Genomic DNA, 20,133 nt, shown 5'->3' on the forward strand with positions numbered 1-20,133 from the left:
AGGCCCCGCCCCGCAGGGCGCACTCCCCGCCCGCAACGCCTTGGCGCAGCACCCTTTCCCCCATCCGCCCCCTGCCCGCCCGGTGCGCCGCGCCGCGGCGGCCTTGCGCGATGGACGGCAAAGGCTTACCCATCGCGCCGAAACCAACAGACGGGGAACAGACACATGGCCAGACCCAAGATCGCATTGATCGGTGCGGGGCAGATCGGGGGCACGCTCGCCCATCTCGCCGCGATCAAGGAACTGGGCGACGTCGTGCTTTTCGATATCGCCGAGGGCGTGCCGCAGGGCAAGGCGCTCGACATCGCCGAATCCGGCCCCTCCGAAGGGTTCGATGCGCGGCTCAAGGGCACCAATGACTATGCCGACATCGCAGGCGCCGATGTCTGCATCGTCACTGCGGGCGTTCCGCGCAAGCCGGGGATGAGCCGGGACGACCTGCTGGGGATCAACCTCAAGGTGATGAAAGCCGTGGGCGAGGGCATCCGCGACAACGCCCCCGACGCCTTCGTGATCTGCATCACCAACCCGCTGGACGCGATGGTCTGGGCGCTGCGCGAATATTCCGGCCTGCCGCACGAAAAGGTCGTGGGCATGGCCGGCGTTCTGGACAGCGCGCGCTTCCGCCATTTCCTCAGCCTGGAATTCGACGTCAGCATGAAGGATGTCACCGCCTTCGTGCTGGGCGGCCATGGCGACACGATGGTGCCGCTGGTGCGCTATTCCACCGTCGGCGGGGTGCCGCTGCCCGATCTGGTGGACATGGGCTGGACCACGAAAGAGAAGCTGGACGCGATCGTGCAGCGCACCCGCGACGGCGGCGCCGAGATCGTCGGCCTGCTCAAGACCGGCTCGGCCTATTACGCCCCCGCCACCTCCGCCATCGAGATGGCCGAGGCCTATCTCAAGGACCAGAAGCGCCTGCTGCCCTGCGCGGCTTGGGTCAATGGCGCCTATGGGCTCAAGGGGATGTATGTCGGCGTGCCCACGATCATCGGCGCGGACGGCATCGAGCGGATCGTGGACATCCGGCTGGACAAGGCCGAACAGGAGATGTTCGACAACTCGGTCGCCGCGGTGCGCGGACTGGTCGAGGCCTGCCAGGGAATCGACCCCACGCTGGCCTGACGGCCGGGCGGAAAACGGTTTGTGATCACACCTTTCCAAGGTGTGATCACAAACACCGAAAACTTCGCGAAATCCCGCCGATCCCGGCCGAAAACCATTTCGTCGCACCCTGTTCCATGCTTAGAGATCTGGAAATCGACAAGCATGGGACAGCGTGATGAACATCCACGAATATCAGGCCAAGGCCCTCCTGCGCAGCTATGGCGCGCCGGTGTCCAAGGGCCATGTCGTCACCCGCGCCGAAGAGGCCAAGACCATCGCGGGCGAGGTTGACGGCCCGCTCTGGGTGGTCAAGGCGCAGATCCACGCGGGTGGCCGCGGCAAGGGCCATTTCCTCGAACCCGAGGCGGGCGAAAAGGGCGGCGTCCGGCTGGCCCGCTCGGTCGGCGAGGCCGCGGAAGAGGCCCGCAAGATGCTGGGCCGCACGCTGGTCACCCACCAGACCGGCCCCGCGGGCAAGCAGGTCAGCCGCGTCTATATCGAGGCGGGTTCGGACATCGCGCGCGAACTCTATCTCGCCATGCTGATCGACCGGCAATCCTCGCGCATCGCCTTCGTCTGCTCGACCGAGGGCGGCATGGATATCGAGGAGGTGGCGGCCAGGACCCCCGACCGCATCCTGTCCTTCACCATCGACCCCGTGACCGGCTACCAGCCCTGGCATGGCCGCCGCGTCGCCTTTGCCCTCGGCCTCGAAGGCAAGCAGATCCGGCAATGCTCGACGCTGCTGGGCCAGCTTTACAAGCTGTTCCTGGAACGCGACTGCGAGATGATCGAGATCAACCCCCTGATCGTCACCGATACCGGCGACCTGAAATGCCTCGACGCCAAGTTCGCCTTCGATTCCAACGCGCTCTACCGGCAGGAGGACGTCCTGTCGCTCCGCGACGAGACCGAGGAGGACCCCAAGGAACTCGCCGCCTCGAAATACGACCTGAACTACATCGCGCTCGATGGCGAGATCGGCTGCATGGTCAATGGCGCCGGGCTGGCGATGGCGACCATGGACATCATCAAGCTCTACGGCGCGGAGCCCGCCAATTTCCTCGACGTGGGCGGCGGCGCGACCAAGGAAAAGGTGACCGAGGCGTTCAAGATCATCACCTCCGACCCGAACGTGAAGGGGATCCTCGTGAACATCTTCGGCGGCATCATGCGCTGCGACGTGATCGCCGAAGGCGTGGTCGAAGCCGTCCGCGAGGTCGGCCTGAAAGTGCCGCTGGTGGTCCGCCTCGAAGGCACCAATGTCGAGAAGGGCAAGGAGATCCTCAACAGCTCCGGCCTCGACGTGATCGCGGCGGACGACCTGTCGGATGCGGCCGAGAAGATCGTGAAGGCGGTGAAGGGGTAAGGCGGATGGCCATTCTCATCGACGAAAACACCAAACTCATCCCCCCACTCCTCACCGCCCCGGTGATCGCGATGGCCGGAGTCTAGACCGATGCGGGGCCGGGGCAGTCAGGTTTCGCCTTGCGCCGCACTTCTGGCGGCGGCCCTGGTCGGCTCTCCGGCCGTGGCGCAAAGCTATGAGGAGGCCGTGCGCGCCAATCTGGCGCTGGTGCTGGAGATCTGCATCCAGGGCAGCGATGCGCTTGAATGGGCCGCCGCCTTCCAGACCGCCGGGTTCATCCCCTCGCAACGGGTGCATCCCGAATATGGCCCCGTCCCGATCTTTCTTGCGCCGGCCGATACGGTGGTGACGGAAATCCACGATGAACGGTTCGGATCCGGCAGTTGCATCGCACAGACCCGCCACATGGGCCTGAACGAAGCGATCCCCTTCGTGGGCGCCTTCGTCACGCAACGCTACGCCGGTCCCGGCGGATTCGAGCGCGACACCCACAACCCCGACAATCCCTGCGCGGGATATCTCATGCCGTTTTCCGAACACAGCGCCATGTGGCTCAGCTTCGACAGCGCCGACCAGCCGGGCGCCTGTGTCGAGGATGGCACCGCCCGGATGACCGTGTCCGGCCCAACTTGACAACGAAGGAACAAAGATGGCCGTTCTCGTCGACGAAAACACCAAGGTGATCTGCCAGGGCTTCACCGGCTCGCAGGGCACCTTCCACTCCGAACAGGCGATCGCCTATGGCACGCGGATGGTCGGCGGCGTCACGCCGGGCAAGGGCGGGCAGAAGCATCTCGACCTGCCGGTCTTCGATTCCTGCCACGAGGCGGTGGCCAAGACCGGGGCGAATGCCACGGTGATCTACGTCCCGCCGCCCTTCGCCGCCGACTCGATCCTCGAAGCCATCGACGCCAGGATCCCGCTGATCGTCTGCATCACCGAGGGCATCCCCGTGCTGGACATGATGACCGTCAAGCGCGCGCTCGAAGGGTCGGATTCGGTGCTGATCGGGCCGAACTGCCCCGGCGTCATCACGCCCGAGGCCTGCAAGATCGGCATCATGCCCGGCCATATCCACCGCCGCGGCTCCGTCGGCGTCGTCTCGCGCTCGGGCACGCTGACCTACGAGGCGGTCAAGCAGACCACCGATGTGGGCCTCGGCCAGTCCACCTGCGTCGGCATCGGCGGCGACCCGATCAAGGGGACCGAGCATATCGACGTCCTCGAATGGTTCCTCGCCGATGACGAAACCCAAGCGATCATCATGATCGGCGAGATCGGCGGCTCGGCCGAGGAAGAAGCCGCCCAGTTCCTGCGCGACGAGGCAAAGAAGGGCCGCAGGAAACCCGTCGCGGGCTTCATCGCGGGCCGCACCGCGCCTCCGGGTCGGCGGATGGGCCATGCCGGCGCCATCGTCGCCGGCGGCAAGGGCGGCGCCGAGGACAAGATCGACGCGATGAAATCCGCCGGTGTCATCGTGGCCGACAGCCCCGCCCGCCTTGGCGAGGCGGTGCTGGCCGCCATGAAGGCATGATCTGACGACCTGCGTCCGGCCGCGGGGCGGGAACCCCCCGGCCAGACGCCGCACGACCCCCGAGGGAGGACCCCATGACCGAGCAGAGCCCCAATTCGACCTTCCACGCCTCGTCCTTCCTGCAAGGGCATAATGCCGAGTATGTGGAACAGCTTTACGCCCGCTACGCCAACGACCCCGACACTGTCGACGAGCAATGGCGCCGCTTCTTCGCGGACCTGGGCGATGACGAGGTCTCGGTCAAGCGCGAGGCGGCGGGGCCAAGCTGGGCGCGCCGCGACTGGCCGCCCGCGCCCAATGACGACCTGACCGCCGCGCTGGATGGCCAATGGCCCGGCCTGCCCCCGGTCAGCGAGGCCCGCGCCGCCGAGGACAAGATCCGCGAAAAGGCCGAGGCACAGGGCGTCAAGGTCACCGATGACGAGATCAAGCGCGCGGTGCTCGACTCGATCCGGGCGCTGATGCTGATCCGGGCCTACCGGATCCGCGGCCATCTGGTCGCCGATCTGGACCCGCTGGGCCTCAGGAACGACACCCCCCATCCCGAGCTTGACCCCGCCTCCTACGGCTTCACCGATGCCGACATGGACCGGCCCATCTTCATCGACAACGTGCTGGGGCTTCAGGTCGCCGCGCTGCGCGAGATCCTCGCCATCGTGAAACGCACCTATTGCGGCACCTTCGCGCTGCAATACATGCACATCTCCGACCCCGAGCAATCCGCCTGGCTCAAGGAACGGATCGAGGGCTACGGCAAGGAAATCAAGTTCACCCGCGAAGGCCGCCGCGCGATCCTGAACAAGCTGGTCGAGGCCGAGGGCTTCGAGAAGTTCCTGCATGTGAAATACATGGGCACCAAGCGGTTCGGCCTTGACGGCGGCGAGGCGCTGATCCCGGCGATGGAACAGATCATCAAGCGCGGCGGCGCGCTGGGGGTCCGGGAAATCGCCATCGGCATGCCGCACCGGGGCCGCCTGTCGGTTCTGGCCAATGTGATGGGCAAACCCTATCGCGCGATCTTCCACGAATTCCAGGGCGGCAGCTTCAAGCCCGAGGATGTGGACGGTTCGGGCGACGTGAAATACCACCTTGGCGCGTCAAGCGACCGGGAATTCGACGGCAACGTGGTGCACCTGTCGCTGACCGCGAATCCCAGCCACCTGGAGGCCGTGAACCCCGTGGTGCTGGGCAAGACGCGCGCCAAGCAGGAACAGGCGAATGACCGCGAACGCAAGACCGTCCTGCCGCTGCTGCTGCATGGCGATGCGGCCTTTGCCGGTCAGGGCGTCGTGGCGGAATGTTTCGGCATGTCGGGTCTGGTCGGCCATCGCACCGGCGGCACGATCCATATCGTCGTGAACAACCAGATCGGCTTTACCACCGCGCCGCATTTCAGCCGGTCCAGCCCCTATCCCACCGATATCGCGCTGATGGTCGAGGCGCCGATCTTCCACGTCAATGGCGACGACCCCGAGGCGGTGACCCATGCCGCCAAGGTCGCCATCGAGTTCCGCCAGAAATTCGGCAAGGACGTGGTGATCGACATGTTCTGCTATCGCCGCTTCGGCCATAACGAGGGGGATGAACCGATGTTCACCAACCCCCTGATGTATCAGAAGATCAAGAAGCACAAGACGACGCTGCAACTCTATACCGAACGTCTGGTCGCCGACGGGCTGATCCCCGAGGGCGAGATCGAGGACATGAAGGCCGCATTCCAGTCGCATCTGAACGAGGAATTCGAGGCCGGCAAGGAGTACAAGCCGAACAAGGCCGACTGGCTGGACGGCCGCTGGTCCCATATCAAGCGCGGCGGCGGCGACGATTACCAGCGCGGCGAGACCGCGATCTCCGAAGAGACGATGCAGGAGATCGGCCAGGGCCTGACCACCGTGCCCGAGGGCGTCGACCTGCACAAGACGGTCGGCCGGTTGCTCGACGCCAAGCGCGAGATGTTCAGCTCCGGCAAGGGCTTCGACTGGGCCACCGCCGAGGCGCTGGCCTTCGGCAGCCTGCTGACCGAGGGCTACCCCGTGCGTCTGGCAGGCCAGGACTCGATCCGCGGCACCTTTTCCCAGCGCCATTCCGCGCTGATCGACCAGAACACCGAGGAACGCTATTTCCCGCTGAACCATATCCGCAAGGGCCAGGCGAAATACGACGTCATCGACTCGATGCTGTCGGAATATGCCGTGCTGGGCTTCGAATACGGCTACAGCCTCGCCGAACCCAACGCCCTGGTCATGTGGGAGGCGCAATTCGGCGATTTCGCCAATGGCGCGCAGATCATGTTCGACCAGTTCATTTCCTCGGGCGAACGCAAGTGGCTGCGCATGTCGGGCCTTGTCGTCCTGCTGCCCCATGGCTTCGAGGGTCAGGGCCCGGAACACAGTTCCGCCCGCCTCGAACGCTTCCTGCAGATGTCGGCCGAGGACAACTGGATCGTCGCCAATTGCTCGACGCCCGCCAACTATTTCCACATCCTGCGCCGCCAGTTGCACCGCAGCTTCCGCAAGCCGCTGATCCTGATGACGCCGAAATCGCTTTTGCGCCACCGGCTGGCCGTGTCCGAGGCCAAGGCCTTCCTGACCGGCTCCTCCTTCCACCGGGTGCTCTGGGACGACGCCGAAACCCACCGCGCCTCGGACTTCAAGCTGAAACCCGACGCCGAGATCCGCCGCGTCGTGCTCTGCTCCGGCAAGGTCTATTACGACCTTCTGGAAGAACGCGACGCCCGCGGGCTGGACGATGTCTACCTGCTGCGGATCGAACAGTTCTACCCCTTCCCGGCCCTCAGCCTGGTGAAGGAGCTTGAACGCTTCCACGACGCCGAAGTGGTCTGGTGCCAGGAAGAGCCCAAGAACCAGGGCGCCTGGTCCTTCATCGAGCCCAATCTCGAATGGGTGCTGACCCGCATCAACGCCCGCCACCACCGCCCGCATTATGTCGGCCGCCCCGCCGCCGCCTCGCCCGCCACCGGGCTCGCCAGCCAGCACAAGGCCCAACAAGCCGCGCTCGTCAACGACGCGCTCACCATCGAAGGGTGATCCCATGTCCACCGAAGTCCGCGTGCCCACCCTGGGCGAAAGCGTCACCGAAGCCACCGTCGCCACCTGGTTCAAGCAGCCCGGCGACACCGTCGCCGCCGACGAGATGCTGTGCGAGCTGGAAACCGACAAGGTGACGGTCGAGGTGCCCGCCCCCGCCGCCGGAACGCTGGGCGAGATCGTCGCCCCCGAGGGCGAGACCGTCTCGGTCGACGCGCTGCTCGCCACCATCACCGAGGGCGCCGCGAAACCCGCCGCGGGCAAGGCCAAGGCCGCCCGGCCCGACGCCGCCCCCCAGGCCGCGCAGGACATCGCCGTCATGGTCCCCACCCTCGGCGAAAGCGTGGCCGAGGCGACCGTCTCGACCTGGTTCAAGGCCCAGGGCGACCATGTCGAGCGCGACGAGATCCTGTGCGAGCTGGAAACCGACAAGGTCTCGGTCGAGGTGCCCGCGCCTGCCGCCGGAACCCTTGGCGCGATCCTCGCCGCCGAGGGCACCACGGTCGCCGCGGGCGGCCAGCTGGCCACGCTGGTCGCGGGCGAAGGCGTCGCCGCATCCCCCACGCCCAAACCCGCCGCGGCGCCCGCCCCGACGACCGGCAAGGATATCGAACACGCCCCCTCGGCAAAGAAACTGATGGCCGAAAAGGGCCTCTCCCCCGATGCCGTGACCGGCTCCGGCCGCGACGGCCGCATCATGAAAGAGGATGTCATGCGCGCCGCCGAGGCCCCGAAACCCGCGCCCCGCCCCGCCGCCGAACCGCCCAAACCCGCCCCCGACGCCGCCCGCGCCCCCATCCCGGCCGAGGATGCCGCGCGCGAGGAACGGGTGCGCATGACCCGCCTGCGCCAGACCATCGCGCGCCGTCTCAAGGACGCGCAGAACAGCGCGGCGATGCTGACCACCTATAACGAGATCGACATGTCCGGCGTCATGGCGCTGCGCAAGGAATACAAGGATCTCTTCGAAAAGAAGCACGGCGTCAAACTCGGCTTCATGTCCTTCTTCACCAAGGCCTGCTGCCACGCGCTCGCCGAAGTGCCCGAGGTCAATGCCGAGATCGACGGCACCGACATCGTCTACAAGCAATTCGTCCATATGGGCATCGCCGTCGGCACACCCTCGGGCCTCGTCGTGCCGGTGCTGCGCAATGCCCACGCCATGGGCTTCGCCGAGATCGAGAAACGCATCGCCGAACTCGGCATCCGCGCCCGCGACGGGAAACTGTCCATGGCCGAGATGCAGGGCGGCACCTTCACCATCTCGAATGGCGGGGTATACGGCTCGCTGATGTCCTCGCCGATCCTGAACCCGCCGCAATCGGGCATCCTCGGCATGCACAAGATCCAGGACCGCCCCGTGGTCGTCGCAGGCCAGATCGTCATCCGCCCGATGATGTATCTCGCGCTCAGCTACGACCACCGCATCGTGGACGGCAAGGGCGCGGTGACCTTCCTCGTGCGCGTGAAGGAGGCGCTGGAGGATCCGAGAAGGCTGTTGATGGATTTGTAAAAAGGGGAGTAAAATAATGGAAACGTTCGCCTCATTCCTACCTATAATCCTATTAACTGTCATTTTTGTTGCCTTCGGGTGGCCAATGCTTAGGCGGAAAGGGCTGGCAAATACATACGTCGTTTTGCTTCTCATTCCCGTGGTCAATTATTTCTCCCTGATCTGGATAGCGAGCAAGCCAGACAAGGCCATACTTGATGAGCTAGCCGCATTGCGGGCCAAACTCGGCGGGTAATCTTTGATTTGAACTCTCTCAACCCCAACCCCGCCCCGGACCTGATCCGGGGCCTCGCCCGCACCCAACCCCAAGAGGTCCCGGGTCAAGCCCGGGACGCGACGGAATGACCCCCGAACTCACCGCCCTCGCCCTCGCCATCCTGCTCCAGGCCGTCCAGCTCGTCCTTCTGGCGATCCCCGCCAATATGGAGCTGGGCGCCAACTACACCGCGGGCCCGCGCGACACGCCGCCCGAACGGCCGCTCTCGCCGCGCACCGCCCGGCTGCAACGCGCGCTGAACAACCATTTCGAGGCGCTGATCCTCTTCACCGCCGCCACCGCGCTGGTCACGCTCTCGGGCCAGTCCTCGCTCTTCACCGCGATCTGCGCCTTCACCTATCTCGGCGCCCGCCTCCTCTATGTCCCGGCCTATATCCGGGGCTGGGTGCCCGGCCGGTCGATCCTCTGGGCCGTGGGGTTCTTCGCCACGCTCCTGATGACGCTCGCGGCGCTGCTGTGAACTTCTTCTTGGCGGAAATACCCTCGGGGGGGGCCGCGCCGCAGGCGCGGCGGGGGGCAGACAGCCCCCCTGCCCCGGCCCGCAAAAGACCATATGGAATTCATATGGGTTTCATATGGGTTTCATATGGAATTCAGATAGCCAGATCCGGCAAGGGAGACCCCAATGGCAAGCTATGACGTGATCATCATCGGCGCCGGCCCCGGCGGCTATGTCTGCGCCATCCGCTGCGCCCAACTGGGCCTGAAAACCGCCTGCGTCGAAGGCCGCGAGACCTTGGGCGGCACCTGCCTCAACGTGGGCTGCATCCCCTCCAAGGCGCTGCTGCACGCCTCCCACCAACTCCATGAATCCCAACACAATTTCGAGAAGATGGGGCTGAAGGGCGCGGCCCCCAAGGTGGACTGGACCCAGATGCTCGCCTACAAGGACGAGGTCATCGCCCAGAACACCAAGGGCATCGAATTCCTGTTCAAGAAGAACAAGATCGACTGGATCAAGGGCTGGGCCACGATCCCCGAACCCGGCCTCGTGCAGGTCGGCGACGAGACCCACAAGGCGAAAAACATCGTGATCGCAACGGGTTCCGAACCCGCCACCCTTCCGGGGATCGAGATCGACGAAAAGATCATCGTCTCCTCGACCGGCGCGCTCAGCTTGCCGAAGATCCCGAAGAAACTGGTCGTGATCGGCGCAGGCGTGATCGGGCTGGAACTGGGCTCCGTCTATGCCCGTCTCGGCACGCAGGTGACGGTGCTGGAATATCTCGACCAGATCACCCCCGGCCTGGATGCCGAGATCGCCCGCAGCTTCCGATCCATCCTGAAGAAACAAGGGCTTGAGATCATCACCGGCGCCGCTGTCCAGTCCGCCGAGGCGCTGAAGACCAAGGCCAAGGTGACCTACAGGCTCCGCAAGGATGACAGCGAACACCAGCTGGATGCCGATGTGGTCCTCGTCGCGACGGGGCGCAAACCCTTCACCCAGGGCCTCGGCCTCGACGCGCTGGGGGTGGCGCTGACCCAACACGGACAGATCGCGACGGATGGCCAGTACAAGACCTCGGTGAGTGGCCTTTACGCCATCGGCGACGCGATCGAGGGCCCCATGCTCGCCCACAAGGCCGAGGATGAGGGGATGGCCGTGGCCGAGATCCTTGCGGGCCAGAAAGGCCATGTGAATTATGGGGTTATCCCCGGCGTGATCTATACCGCGCCCGAGGTGGCGGCGGTCGGCGCGACCGAGGAAAGCCTGAAGGAAGCAGGCCGCGCCTACAAGGTCGGCAAGTTCTCCTTCATGGGCAATGGCCGGGCCAAGGCGATGTTCGCCGCCGACGGCTTCGTGAAGATCCTGGCGGATGCGGAAACCGACCGCATCCTCGGCGCCCATATCCTCGGCCCCAATGCGGGCGACCTGATCCACGAGATCTGCGTCGCGATGGAATTCGGCGCCTCCGCCGAAGACCTCGCCCGCACCTGCCACGCCCACCCCACCTGTTCCGAAGCGGTGCGCGAGGCGGCGCTGGCCTGCGGCGACGGGGCGATCCACAGCTAGGCCGCGCTCAGGCGGCCAGCATCCGCAGCCCCTGGGTCACATCGGTCCGGATCGCCAGCCGTAGCGCGGGTTCATCGCCCGCCCGCAGCGCCGCCAGGATCATCCGGTGGTGCTGCGGCGGCTCGGTCCGGCCGAGCCGCCCGTAAAGCGCGCGCATGGTGGGGCCGAGTTGCAGCCAGACGGTTTCGGCCATGGCCAGCATGGCGGGCGCCTGCGCACGCAGATAGAGCGCGCGGTGAAACTCCAGATTGGTGCGGATGAATCCCACCGCATCGCCGCGCGCCACCACCTCGCCGATCTCGGCATTGATCTTCTGCATCCGCTCGATCAGTGCCATATGCGCGCGCGGCAGGGCGCGGCTGGCCAGTTCCGGCTCCAGCAGGGCGCGCAGGGCGGCCAGTTCCTCGATCCGCTCGTTCGACAGTTCCGGCGTCGCGACCCGCCCCGAGGAGGACAGCGTCAGCGCCCCCTCGGCCACCAGTCGGCGCACCGCCTCGCGCGCAGGCGTCATCGAGACGCCGAATTGCCGCCCGATGCCGCGCAAGGTCAGCGCGGCCCCCGGGGTCAGTTCCCCGTGCATGATCTGGGTTCTGAGCGTGCGGTAGAGCCGGTCATGGGCCGCGGTGCCCGTCTCGCCCGGCCGGGTCTGGATCAGCATGGACCGACTGTGATCACGGGCGCGTCAAACGTCAATCGCCGAAGCGCACCCGATGCAGCGCCGCCCCGTTCGCGCGCAGCCAGGACCGCGGCGCGGCATAGTCGGGCATCAGCCGACGCACCACGGCCCAGTAGGCCGGGGAATGATTCATCTCGGCCAGATGCGCGACCTCATGCGCGGCGACGTAATCCAGCACCTGCGCCGGCGCCATGATAAGCCGCCAGGAAAACATCAGATCCCCCCGCGACGTGCAGGATCCCCAGCGCGAGCGGGTGTCGCGCAGCGTGATCCGCCCATGAGGCCGTCCCAGCGCCGCGGCATGGCGCGCGACCGCCTCGACCAGCGCCGCGCGCGCCTCGCTCCGCAGGAAGGCCTGCACCCGGCCCGCCACGCCCGCCGCGGGGCCGGGCACGGCCAGCGCCTCGTCGATCAGCCGCGGCGCGCGGCCGGTTCCGGCGACGATGGGCAGGGCGCGGCCACGGAACGGCACGGTTCCGCCAAGCGCAACGGCATGATCCTCGGGCCGCGCCGCCAGGTGGCCGCGGATCCAGCCCTCCTTCTCGCGCAGGAAGGCCAGCCCCTCGGCGATCGGCGCGCGCCGGGGCAGGGTCAGCGTCACCCGCCCGTCAAGCTGCGAGACGCGCAGCGAATAGCGCCGCGCCCGCGCCGACCGGCGCAGCGCGACCTCGAGCGGAGGATCGCCGGGAAGGCGCGTGCTGTCCATCTCTGCCTCGTCCGATTTCCCGCTTCAATACCATCCCAAAAGGGCTTTGACACGTCGGGGGACTTGTGGCAGGTGGCTGCAACCGCAAAGACATCACCCCCGAGAGGACCTCCATGCCAAAGGATGAATGGGGCGTAAAGCGCGTTTGCCCGAGTTGCGCGACCCGCTTCTACGACCTTCAGCGCAATCCGATGACTTGCCCCGCCTGCGCCAACAGCTTCTCGCTGGAAAGCCTTATGGCAGGCAAGAGCCGGACGCTGCTGGCCGAGAAGGCGACCCCGGCCAAGGCCGTTGTCGATGACGATCTCGAAGCCGATGATGCCGTGATCGACGACGACGACGAGTCCACCGATGTCGATCTGGGCGATGATGTGCTGGACGACGATGACGACAGCGTGTCGCTGGACGATCTGACCGACATGTCCGCGGATGACGACGACGAGACGTGATGCGTCCTTGCTGCCATTCCGGCTGATCGCCGGGATGGCGGCTTTGCCCCGCCGGTGACCTGAAACCGCGCAGCGGCAGGGCACCGGCACGGCGGCTGCACGACCCCGCGCGGTCCTGCTTTCCCTTGCCAAACGGCCTTTCGCACGCTCAAACTCCGGCAAAATGCCAGGGGGCGCGCATGTGCTGGAATGCCGGAGTGACCGTCGCGATGGTGGGGATCGGGGCCGCGGCCACGGTGATCGCGGCGCGGCGGGGCGAGCCCACGGCGATCTGGGCGACGCTGGGCTTCTTCACCGCGATGGAGGGGTTGCAGGCCGTAGGCTACGGGGTGGTCGACCAGTGCGGCGACCCGGCGAACCGGACGGTAACGCTGCTGTCCTATCTGCATATTGCGATCCAGCCCTTTTTCATCAATGCCTTCGCGATGGCGCTGGTGGCCCATGCGGTGCCCGCGCGCACCCGCCGCGCGGTCTGGGCGATCTGCGCGGCCTCGGCGGCGGTGATGGTGTTCCAGTTGGTGCCGGTCGAGGCGCTGGGGCAATGCAGACCGGGCGAGGTGCTGTGCGGGCCGGGGCTGTGCACGATCTCGGGCAATTGGCATATCGGCTGGCAGGTGCCGCTGAACGGGCTGTTCACGCCGCTGTCGGACTGGCTGGGCTTTTCGGCGAATTTCCCGACCTACCTGTTCGCCGCCTTCGTCTTGCCGCTGATCTATGGCTCGTGGCGCTTCGTGATCTTTCACGCGCTGTTCGGGCCGGTTCTTGCGAACCTGCTGACCGACAATCCCAACGAGATGCCCGCCGTGTGGTGCCTGTTCTCGATCGCGCTGGTGCTGGTCGCGATGAGCCCGGCGATCCGGCGGCAGGTGGCCGGCCCCGCGGCGGCCTAGCGCTGGATGCTGTCCAGCCAGCGCGCGATGGCGGCGATCTCGGCGCTGGTGCGGATCTCCTCGCCCGTGGGGGCGGTCAGCGCGACCGCCTGGCCCCGCATCGAGAAGCCGAAGATCGGCATCGGCCCGCCATGGGCGGCAAGTTCGGTCCGCCCGTCGATGACGGCGATCACCCGTGCCAGCGGAAAGGCATTCCCTGCGCCCGCGGCCAGCAGGGTCAGATCGGGCATCGCCACCGTCAGGATCGAGGCCATCGGCCCGTCGCCACGCGCCCCCAGCCCGTGGCAGGTCGCGCAATGGGCACGGAACAGGGCACCCCCCGAAAGCGGTTCGGCCCGGAGCGGCGCAGCGGCCAGGCAAAGGGCAAGCGCGGCGGTCGGAATGCGCATGGGCGGCCTCCTTGGCGTCGATGGTCAGCCTAAGCCCCGCACCGGCCGCGACGCCTTGACCGGGATCAACCCCATGACCCGGCGGGGGTTGCGGGCCGGGGCTCAGACCAGACGCCCCTCCTGCAGGTGCAACACGCGGTCCATGCGCGCGGCAAGTTCAAGGTTGTGGGTCGCGATCAGCGCCGCCAGTCCAGTGCCGCGCACCAGGTCCATCAGCGCGGCAAAGACCCGGTCCGAGGTGGCGGGGTCGAGATTTCCCGTCGGCTCGTCCGCCAGCAACAGCCGCGGGCGGTTGGCCAGCGCCCGGCAGACCGCGACGCGCTGCTGTTCACCCCCTGACAGCGCCGCGGGGCGGTGATCGGCGCGCGCGCCCACCCCCATCCGGTCCAGAAGCTCCTGCGCCCGGGCCTCGGCCTCGGCGCGGGGGCGGCCGGCGGCGAGTTGGGGCAGCACCACGTTCTCGGCCGCGGTGAATTCGGGCAGCAGGTGGTGGAACTGGTAGACGAAGCCGATATCGGCACGCCGCGCGGCGGTGCGCTTTCGATCCGAGGCGCGCGCCATGTCCTGCCCGGCGATCCGCACCGCGCCCGCATCGGGCGTGTCCAGAAGCCCCGCGATATGCAGCAAGGTGGACTTGCCCGCGCCCGAAGGGGCGACAAGCGCCACCACCTCGCCCGGCGCGACGGAAAGCGAGGCCCCCGACAGCACCCGCACCTCGCCGGGGCTGCCGGGATTGTAGCTTTTCTCGACGCCATCAAGCGCCAGCGCCGGATCACTCATAGCGCAGCGCCTCCACCGGGTTCATGCGCGCCGCGCGGCGGGCGGGGAAGATCGTGACGACGAAGGACAGGCCCAGCGACAGGATCACCGCCGAGGCGACGTCGCGGGCCTGAAGCTTGGCGGGCAGTTCGTAGATGCCGCGGATCGAGGGATCCCAGACCCCGCCCCCCGCGACATAGTTCACCGCCGAAAAGATCGGGTCGATCCAGATCGCGAACAGGCAGCCGAGGATCACCCCGAAGAAGGTGCCGATCAGCCCCACGAAGGCGCCGCAGATGAAGAAGACGCGCAGCACCGCGCCTTCGGTCAGGCCCATGGTGCGCAGGATGCCGATGTCGCGCCCCTTGTTCTTGACCAGCATGATCAGCCCCGAAACGATGTTCATCGCCGCGATCAGAACGAGGATCGACAGGATGATGAACATCACGTTGTCCTCGATATCGAGCGCGCGCAGGAACGCCCCCGAGGCGTCGCGCCAGGTCCAGAGCAGAACCCGCTCGCCCCCTGCACGCAGCAAGGGCAGGGTCAGTTCGTCGATCCTTTCGGGATCGGCGACCATGACTTCCAGTTCGTCGGCCACGCCCTCGCGGTTGAAATAGCCCTGCGCCTCGGCGAAGGGCATGTAGACGCGGCTGCGGTCGATGTCGTAGCGGCCCGCCGAGAAGACATAGACGATTTCATAGGCATTCACGCGGGGGCTGGTGCCGAAGGGGGTCTTGACCCCCTCGGGCGAGATCAGCCGGATCCGGTCGCCCACGCCCACGCCCAGTTCGCGCGCGACGCCCGTGCCGATGGCGATGCCCTCGGGGAAGCGCGCGATGTCGCCCAGCGCGGTTTCGGGATCGGCGATGCGCGGGATCGTGGCAAGGTCTTCGGGCGCGATGCCATAGACCTCGACCCCGGAATTGCCCGACCCGGAGGCCGCCATGACCTGCCCGCGGACCAGCGGCGCCACGCGGGTCACGCCGGGCACCGCGCGCAGCCGTTCGGCCATCGCCTCGTAATCGGGGATGGTGCGGCTGGCCACGCCCTGCTCGTCCACGCGGGTCGAGGAATAGACGGTCACATGGGCATTCGCGCCCAGGATCGTGTCGACGAACTCGGCGCGAAAGCCCGCACGGACCGCCAGCGTGGCGATCAGCGCAAAGACGGCCAGCGTGATGCCGATCAGGCTGATCCAGGTCATCACGGACACGCCGCCCTCGGCGCGGCGGGCGCGCAGGTAGCGCCAGGCGATCATCCATTCGAAGGGGGCGAAGGGGGCGGTGCCGTTGGCCAAGGGGGGTATCCTGTCGGTTGCGCGGGCGGACAGTGGTCGGCCGTCGCGGCAGCGTCAAGCGGCAAAACGGTCCCCCTCGCCGCGCATCGGCCGCCAGCGGGTCCCGGCGGCCGAGGTCGTGTCTGGCGGGTCAGGCCGCGCTGGCCGAGGCCCGGACCTGATGGCGCGGCGGCTGCATCTGGATCTCGCCCAGCGTGAAGGTCGCGTAATGACAGGTCAGTTCGGTGCCCGCCGGAATGTCCCAGCGCGCGAAGCCGTGAACCTGATCGGAGAAATCCAGGTTCGGGTCGTCGGCATGGTTCATGAACCGCCCCTCGTCGCATTCGAGGATGATCCGGGTCGGGTCGGTCCAGTCGGGATAGGAATAGCGTTCGAGGAACTCGCGCACATGCGGCTCGACGCTGTCGAGGATGCTTGCGGGATATCGGATGTCCAGCACAGGGTCGAAGCGCCAGACATTCTGACCCTTGCGTATGTCGTCACGGCAGAAGACGCCGAGTCCTTCGATCTCGGACGGGGCGAGGTAGCAGCGCACTGTCATCATGCGCCTGTTTCCTTCTGAAGGGCCGGGCCGCCAGCCGGGATGTCGAAGGTGACTTGCGTCAGCGCGTGGCGGCGCGCGCAACAGGCGAGAGTGAAGCAACGCGGACGAAAATCAATGGGCAAGATCGCGGGCCGGGCCGACATCGGCGCGGGTGACGCCGAAAGGCAGGGCCGGGGGCGCTGCCCCCGGACCCCCGGGATATTTCCGGCCAGAAGAAGGCAGAAGCGCCGCTCAGAGCCAGGTGTGGAAACTGGATTTCGCCATCGGCTCCCAATGGGGGGCGGTGTGGGGGGCGTAGATCTCGGCCACGCGCGCCACGGCCGCCTCGGGGGACATCTCCTCGCTGGTGCCGGTGCGGCGGCAGGTCAGTTCGACCACGCCCGATTTCAGGCCCCGCGGCCCGACGGTGATCCGCCAGGGCAGGCCGATCAGGTCCATCGTGGCGAATTTCGCGCCCGCGCGTTCCTCGCGGTCGTCATAGAGCGGCTCCAGCCCCTTTTCGGCCAGCGCCTTGTAAAGCCCGGCGCAGGCGGCGTCGGCCTCGGCATCGCCCTGTTTCAGGTTGACGATGCCGCAATGGAAGGGGGTCACGCCCTCGGGCCAGATGATGCCGTTCTCGTCGTGGTTCGCCTCGATCAGCGCGCCGACCAGACGCGACACGCCGATGCCGTGGCTGCCCATGTGGACGGGCACCCGCTCGCCCCGGTCGTTGGTCACCACCGCGCCCATCGGCTCGGAATACTTGGTGCCGAAATAGAAGATCTGGCCGACCTCGATCCCGCGCGAGGATTTGCGCCGCGCCTCGGGGATCTGGCCATAGATCGCTGCGTCATGGGTTTCGTCGGTGCGGGCATAGGGCGTGGTCCATTCGCGCACGATGGCCGCGCATTCCGCGCGGTCGTCGTAGTTCACGGCCCGGTCGCCCAGCGTCAGATCGAGGATCGCGCTGTCATAGAACACCTCGGACTCGCCGGTCTCGGCCAGCACGAGGAATTCGTGGGTATCCTCGCCGCCGATGGGCCCGCTATCGGCGCGCATCGGGATCGCCTTCAGCCCCATCCGTTCGTAGGTGCGCAGGTAGCTGACCATGTGGCGGTTGTAGGCGTGGATGGCCGCATCGTAGTCGATGTCGAAATTGTAGCCGTCCTTCATGTAGAACTCGCGGCCGCGCATCACGCCGAAACGGGGGCGGATCTCGTCGCGGAACTTCCACTGGATATGGTAGAGCGTCAGCGGCAGGTCCTTGTAGCTGCCGACATGGGCGCGAAAGATGTCGGTGATGAGTTCCTCGTTGGTCGGGCCGTAAAGCATGTCGCGGCCATGGCGGTCCTTGATGCGCAGCATCTCCTCGCCGTAATCGTCGTAGCGGCCCGACTCGCGCCACAGATCGGCCGATTGCAGGGTCGGCATCAGCATCGGGATATGGCCCGCGCGGATCTGTTCCTCGTGGACGATCTGCTCGATCCGTTTCAGCACCTTGAAGCCCATGGGAAGCCACGAGTAGATGCCCGCGGAGGCCTGCTTGATCATGCCCGCGCGCAACATCAGGCGGTGGCTGGCGATCTGCGCCTCGGCGGGGGTTTCCTTGAGCACCGGCAGGAAGTAGCGGGACAGGCGCATTTTCGACCTTTTCCTCGTGAATTCGCGTCCCCGACCCCTTATGTCATCGCGCAGGACCAGACAAGCGCCGCGCATGCGGGCGCGACATGTCGGGGCCGTCGGAATGGGTGCGCAGTCAGGAGGGTTGGATGGCATTGCCGGTGCGCGAACAGGTGACCTATTGGGGGATCGCGGCGGCGGTCTTCCTGGGGCTGTTGTGGTTTCTCGGCAATGTGATCACCCCCTTCGTGATCGGCATGGCGGTGGCCTATTTCCTCGATCCCGTGGCCGACCGGCTGGAACGGCTGGGGCTGTCGCGGGCGGGGGCGACGGTGGCGATCACGGCGGGCGCGGTGGTGATTTTCGTGGCGGTGGCGCTGCTGGTGCTGCCCACGCTGATCCAGCAGGCGATCAGCCTGGTCAATGCCGCCCCCGAGATCGCGCGCCAGGTCCAGGCCTTCCTGGTCGAGCGCTTTCCCACGCTGAACGACAACGGCTCGCCGATCTCCCGGACACTGGCCGGAATCGGCGACACGGTGCAATCGAAGGGCGGCGAGGTGCTGAACGGGGTGATCGCCTCTCTGGCCAGCATCGTGAACGTGGTCGTCCTGCTGGTGCTGGTGCCGGTGATCACCTTCTACCTGCTGCTGGACTGGGACCGGATGGTGGCCCAGGTGGACCGGCTGCTGCCGCTGGACCACGCGCCGCAGGTGCGCCGACTGGCCGGCGAGATCGACCGCACGCTGGCAGGCTTCATCCGCGGCCAGGGCACGGTCTGCCTGATCCTCGGCATCTACTACGCCGCGGCGCTGAGCCTGCTGGGGCTGAAATACGGGCTGGTCGTGGGATTCACCGCGGGGATCATCTCGTTCATTCCCTATGTCGGCGCCATCGTGGGCGGCGCGCTGGCGATCGGGCTGGCGTTGTTCCAGTTCTGGGGCGAATGGTGGTTCATCGCGGGCGCGGCGGCGATCTTCGTGGCGGGCCAGATGATCGAGGGCAATGTGCTGACGCCCAAGCTGGTGGGCGGGTCGGTCGGGCTGCACCCGGTCTGGCTGATCTTCGCGCTGGCGGCCTTCGGCTCGGTCTTCGGCTTTGTCGGCATGTTGGTCGCGGTGCCGGTGGCGGCGGTTCTGGGGGTGATGGCGCGTTTCGGGATCGCGCGATACAAGGAGAGTCGCCTTTACCGCGGCCTTGCGGCCCTGGAAGACGCGCGCGACGGATCCGGGAAGGACGAGGACGCCGCCTGACATGGCCCGCCAGTTGATCCTTGACCTGCCCGTGCGGCCAGCGCGGGGGCGCGCGGCCTTCTTCGTGGCGCCCGCGAACGAGATCGCCGTGGCGCAGATCGAGGATTGGCGCGGCTGGCCGGGCGGCAAGCTGGTGCTGATCGGCCCGGAGGGATCGGGCAAGACCCATCTTGTCCATGTCTGGGCGGAACTGACCAGCGCCCCCGTCCGTTATGCCGCCGATCTCGCGGTCGCGGATCTGCCCGCGCTGGCCGGAACGGGTGCTGTGGCCGTCGAGGATGCCGAACGGATCGGCGGCGACCGGGCAGCCGAGACGGCGCTGTTTCACCTGCACAACCTGCTGGCCGCATCGGGCGGCGCGCTGCTGGTCACCGCGCGCGGCCCGGCGCGGGACTGGGGGCTGGGGCTGCCCGATCTGGCCAGCCGGATGCAGGCCGCCGCAACGGCGCATCTGAACCCGCCCGACGACGCGCTGCTGGCCGCGGTGCTGGTGAAGCTGTTCGCCGACCGTCAACTGGCGGTGAAGCCCGATCTGATCGGCTATCTCGTGGACCGGATGGAACGCTCCTTCGCCGCCGCCGCAGAAACGGTCGCCGCCATCGACCGCGAGGCGCTGGCCACCGGCCACCGGCCGGGCATCCGCCTGGCCCGCACGGTGCTGGACAAGACCCTGCCCGAGGCCCGATAACTGTCACTCAGCCGTCACA

19 protein-coding genes are annotated in these 20,133 nt (G+C 67.1%); 12 read left to right on the forward strand and 7 right to left on the reverse strand.

The genetic code is table 11. The features are described 5' to 3' along the window. Positions 1 to 165: 165 nt before the first annotated feature. The 8 genes from mdh to lpdA all read left to right on the forward strand — a co-directional run bounded on the left by mdh (position 166) and on the right by lpdA (position 10,864). The gene (mdh, locus tag EV216_RS00180; RefSeq protein ID WP_132693044.1) at positions 166 to 1,128 is read left to right on the forward strand and encodes a malate dehydrogenase; all 963 of its coding nucleotides are present in this window, start codon (positions 166 to 168) and stop codon (positions 1,126 to 1,128) included. Positions 1,129 to 1,285: 157 nt separating this feature from the next. Next, positions 1,286 to 2,479 (forward strand): ADP-forming succinate--CoA ligase subunit beta, encoded by a 1,194-nt coding sequence (gene sucC, locus EV216_RS00185; protein WP_132693045.1) that lies wholly within the window; start codon positions 1,286 to 1,288, stop codon positions 2,477 to 2,479. A gap of 90 nt (positions 2,480 to 2,569) precedes the next feature. Then, the gene (locus EV216_RS00190; RefSeq protein ID WP_132693046.1) at positions 2,570 to 3,112 is read left to right on the forward strand and encodes a hypothetical protein; all 543 of its coding nucleotides are present in this window, start codon (positions 2,570 to 2,572) and stop codon (positions 3,110 to 3,112) included. Positions 3,113 to 3,128: 16 nt separating this feature from the next. Beyond that, entirely contained in the window at positions 3,129 to 4,013 is an 885-nt protein-coding gene (gene sucD, locus EV216_RS00195; protein ID WP_132693047.1) for a succinate--CoA ligase subunit alpha, read from the forward strand. Positions 4,014 to 4,087: 74 nt separating this feature from the next. Continuing rightward, positions 4,088 to 7,060, forward strand: coding sequence for a 2-oxoglutarate dehydrogenase E1 component (locus EV216_RS00200; protein WP_132693048.1), 2,973 nt, complete (start codon positions 4,088 to 4,090; stop codon positions 7,058 to 7,060). A 4-nt stretch (positions 7,061 to 7,064) separates the two neighbouring features. Continuing rightward, a complete protein-coding gene (gene odhB / locus EV216_RS00205) occupies positions 7,065 to 8,573 on the forward strand; it encodes a 2-oxoglutarate dehydrogenase complex dihydrolipoyllysine-residue succinyltransferase (RefSeq protein ID WP_132693049.1) in 1,509 nt (502 codons plus the stop codon). Positions 8,574 to 8,914: 341 nt separating this feature from the next. Continuing rightward, complete coding sequence (locus tag EV216_RS00210) at positions 8,915 to 9,310, forward strand: MAPEG family protein (RefSeq protein ID WP_132693050.1); 396 nt, start codon at positions 8,915 to 8,917, stop codon at positions 9,308 to 9,310. Positions 9,311 to 9,475: 165 nt separating this feature from the next. Next, positions 9,476 to 10,864 carry a dihydrolipoyl dehydrogenase gene (gene lpdA / locus EV216_RS00215; RefSeq protein ID WP_132693051.1) on the forward strand — a complete coding sequence of 463 codons (1,389 nt, stop codon included), beginning with the start codon at positions 9,476 to 9,478 and terminating at the stop codon, positions 10,862 to 10,864. Between the two features lie 7 nt (positions 10,865 to 10,871). Here the strand turns inward: lpdA and EV216_RS00220 are convergent, their stop codons facing one another. Together EV216_RS00220 and EV216_RS00225 are read right to left on the reverse strand one after the other, a co-directional pair. Further along, positions 10,872 to 11,522 (reverse strand): GntR family transcriptional regulator, encoded by a 651-nt coding sequence (locus EV216_RS00220; RefSeq protein ID WP_132693052.1) that lies wholly within the window; start codon positions 11,520 to 11,522, stop codon positions 10,872 to 10,874. A 31-nt stretch (positions 11,523 to 11,553) separates the two neighbouring features. Continuing rightward, on the reverse strand, positions 11,554 to 12,246 hold the full coding sequence (locus EV216_RS00225) for a M48 family metallopeptidase (RefSeq protein ID WP_132693053.1): 693 nt from the start codon (positions 12,244 to 12,246) through the stop codon (positions 11,554 to 11,556). Between the two features lie 113 nt (positions 12,247 to 12,359). On the opposite strand from EV216_RS00225, the gene EV216_RS00230 reads away from it, so the two are divergent. Together EV216_RS00230 and EV216_RS00235 are read left to right on the forward strand one after the other, a co-directional pair. After that, the gene (locus EV216_RS00230) at positions 12,360 to 12,695 is read left to right on the forward strand and encodes a TIGR02300 family protein (RefSeq protein ID WP_132693054.1); all 336 of its coding nucleotides are present in this window, start codon (positions 12,360 to 12,362) and stop codon (positions 12,693 to 12,695) included. Positions 12,696 to 12,874: 179 nt separating this feature from the next. After that, positions 12,875 to 13,585, forward strand: a complete 711-nt coding sequence (locus tag EV216_RS00235; protein WP_165899096.1) for a DUF5765 domain-containing protein — start codon at positions 12,875 to 12,877, stop codon at positions 13,583 to 13,585. On the opposite strand, the gene EV216_RS00240 is transcribed toward EV216_RS00235, so the two are convergent. The 5 genes from EV216_RS00240 to proS form a co-directional block, all read right to left on the reverse strand. Continuing rightward, the gene (locus EV216_RS00240) at positions 13,582 to 13,974 is read right to left on the reverse strand and encodes a c-type cytochrome (RefSeq protein ID WP_132693055.1); all 393 of its coding nucleotides are present in this window, start codon (positions 13,972 to 13,974) and stop codon (positions 13,582 to 13,584) included. The genes EV216_RS00235 and EV216_RS00240 overlap by 4 nt on opposite strands. A gap of 102 nt (positions 13,975 to 14,076) precedes the next feature. Beyond that, positions 14,077 to 14,754: an ABC transporter ATP-binding protein gene (locus tag EV216_RS00245; RefSeq protein ID WP_132693056.1), complete on the reverse strand. Its 678-nt coding sequence runs from the start codon at positions 14,752 to 14,754 to the stop codon at positions 14,077 to 14,079. Next, positions 14,747 to 15,994 (reverse strand): lipoprotein-releasing ABC transporter permease subunit, encoded by a 1,248-nt coding sequence (locus EV216_RS00250; RefSeq protein ID WP_132693211.1) that lies wholly within the window; start codon positions 15,992 to 15,994, stop codon positions 14,747 to 14,749. The genes EV216_RS00245 and EV216_RS00250 overlap by 8 nt, the downstream gene beginning before the upstream one ends. 169 nt (positions 15,995 to 16,163) lie before the next feature. Then, positions 16,164 to 16,577, reverse strand: coding sequence for an SET domain-containing protein (locus tag EV216_RS00255; protein ID WP_132693057.1), 414 nt, complete (start codon positions 16,575 to 16,577; stop codon positions 16,164 to 16,166). Positions 16,578 to 16,808: 231 nt separating this feature from the next. Next, a complete protein-coding gene (gene proS / locus EV216_RS00260; protein WP_132693058.1) occupies positions 16,809 to 18,197 on the reverse strand; it encodes a proline--tRNA ligase in 1,389 nt (462 codons plus the stop codon). 128 nt (positions 18,198 to 18,325) lie between these two features. Here proS and EV216_RS00265 point away from each other — a divergent pair, with 128 nt between their 5' ends. Further along, entirely contained in the window at positions 18,326 to 19,426 is a 1,101-nt protein-coding gene (locus tag EV216_RS00265; protein WP_132693059.1) for an AI-2E family transporter, read from the forward strand. A gap of 1 nt (position 19,427) precedes the next feature. Then, positions 19,428 to 20,114: a P-loop NTPase family protein gene (locus EV216_RS00270; RefSeq protein ID WP_132693060.1), complete on the forward strand. Its 687-nt coding sequence runs from the start codon at positions 19,428 to 19,430 to the stop codon at positions 20,112 to 20,114. The last annotated feature ends 19 nt before the right edge of the window (positions 20,115 to 20,133 follow it).

It is taken from the genome of Rhodovulum steppense (assembly GCF_004339675.1).
Lineage (GTDB): Bacteria > Pseudomonadota > Alphaproteobacteria > Rhodobacterales > Rhodobacteraceae > Rhodovulum > Rhodovulum steppense.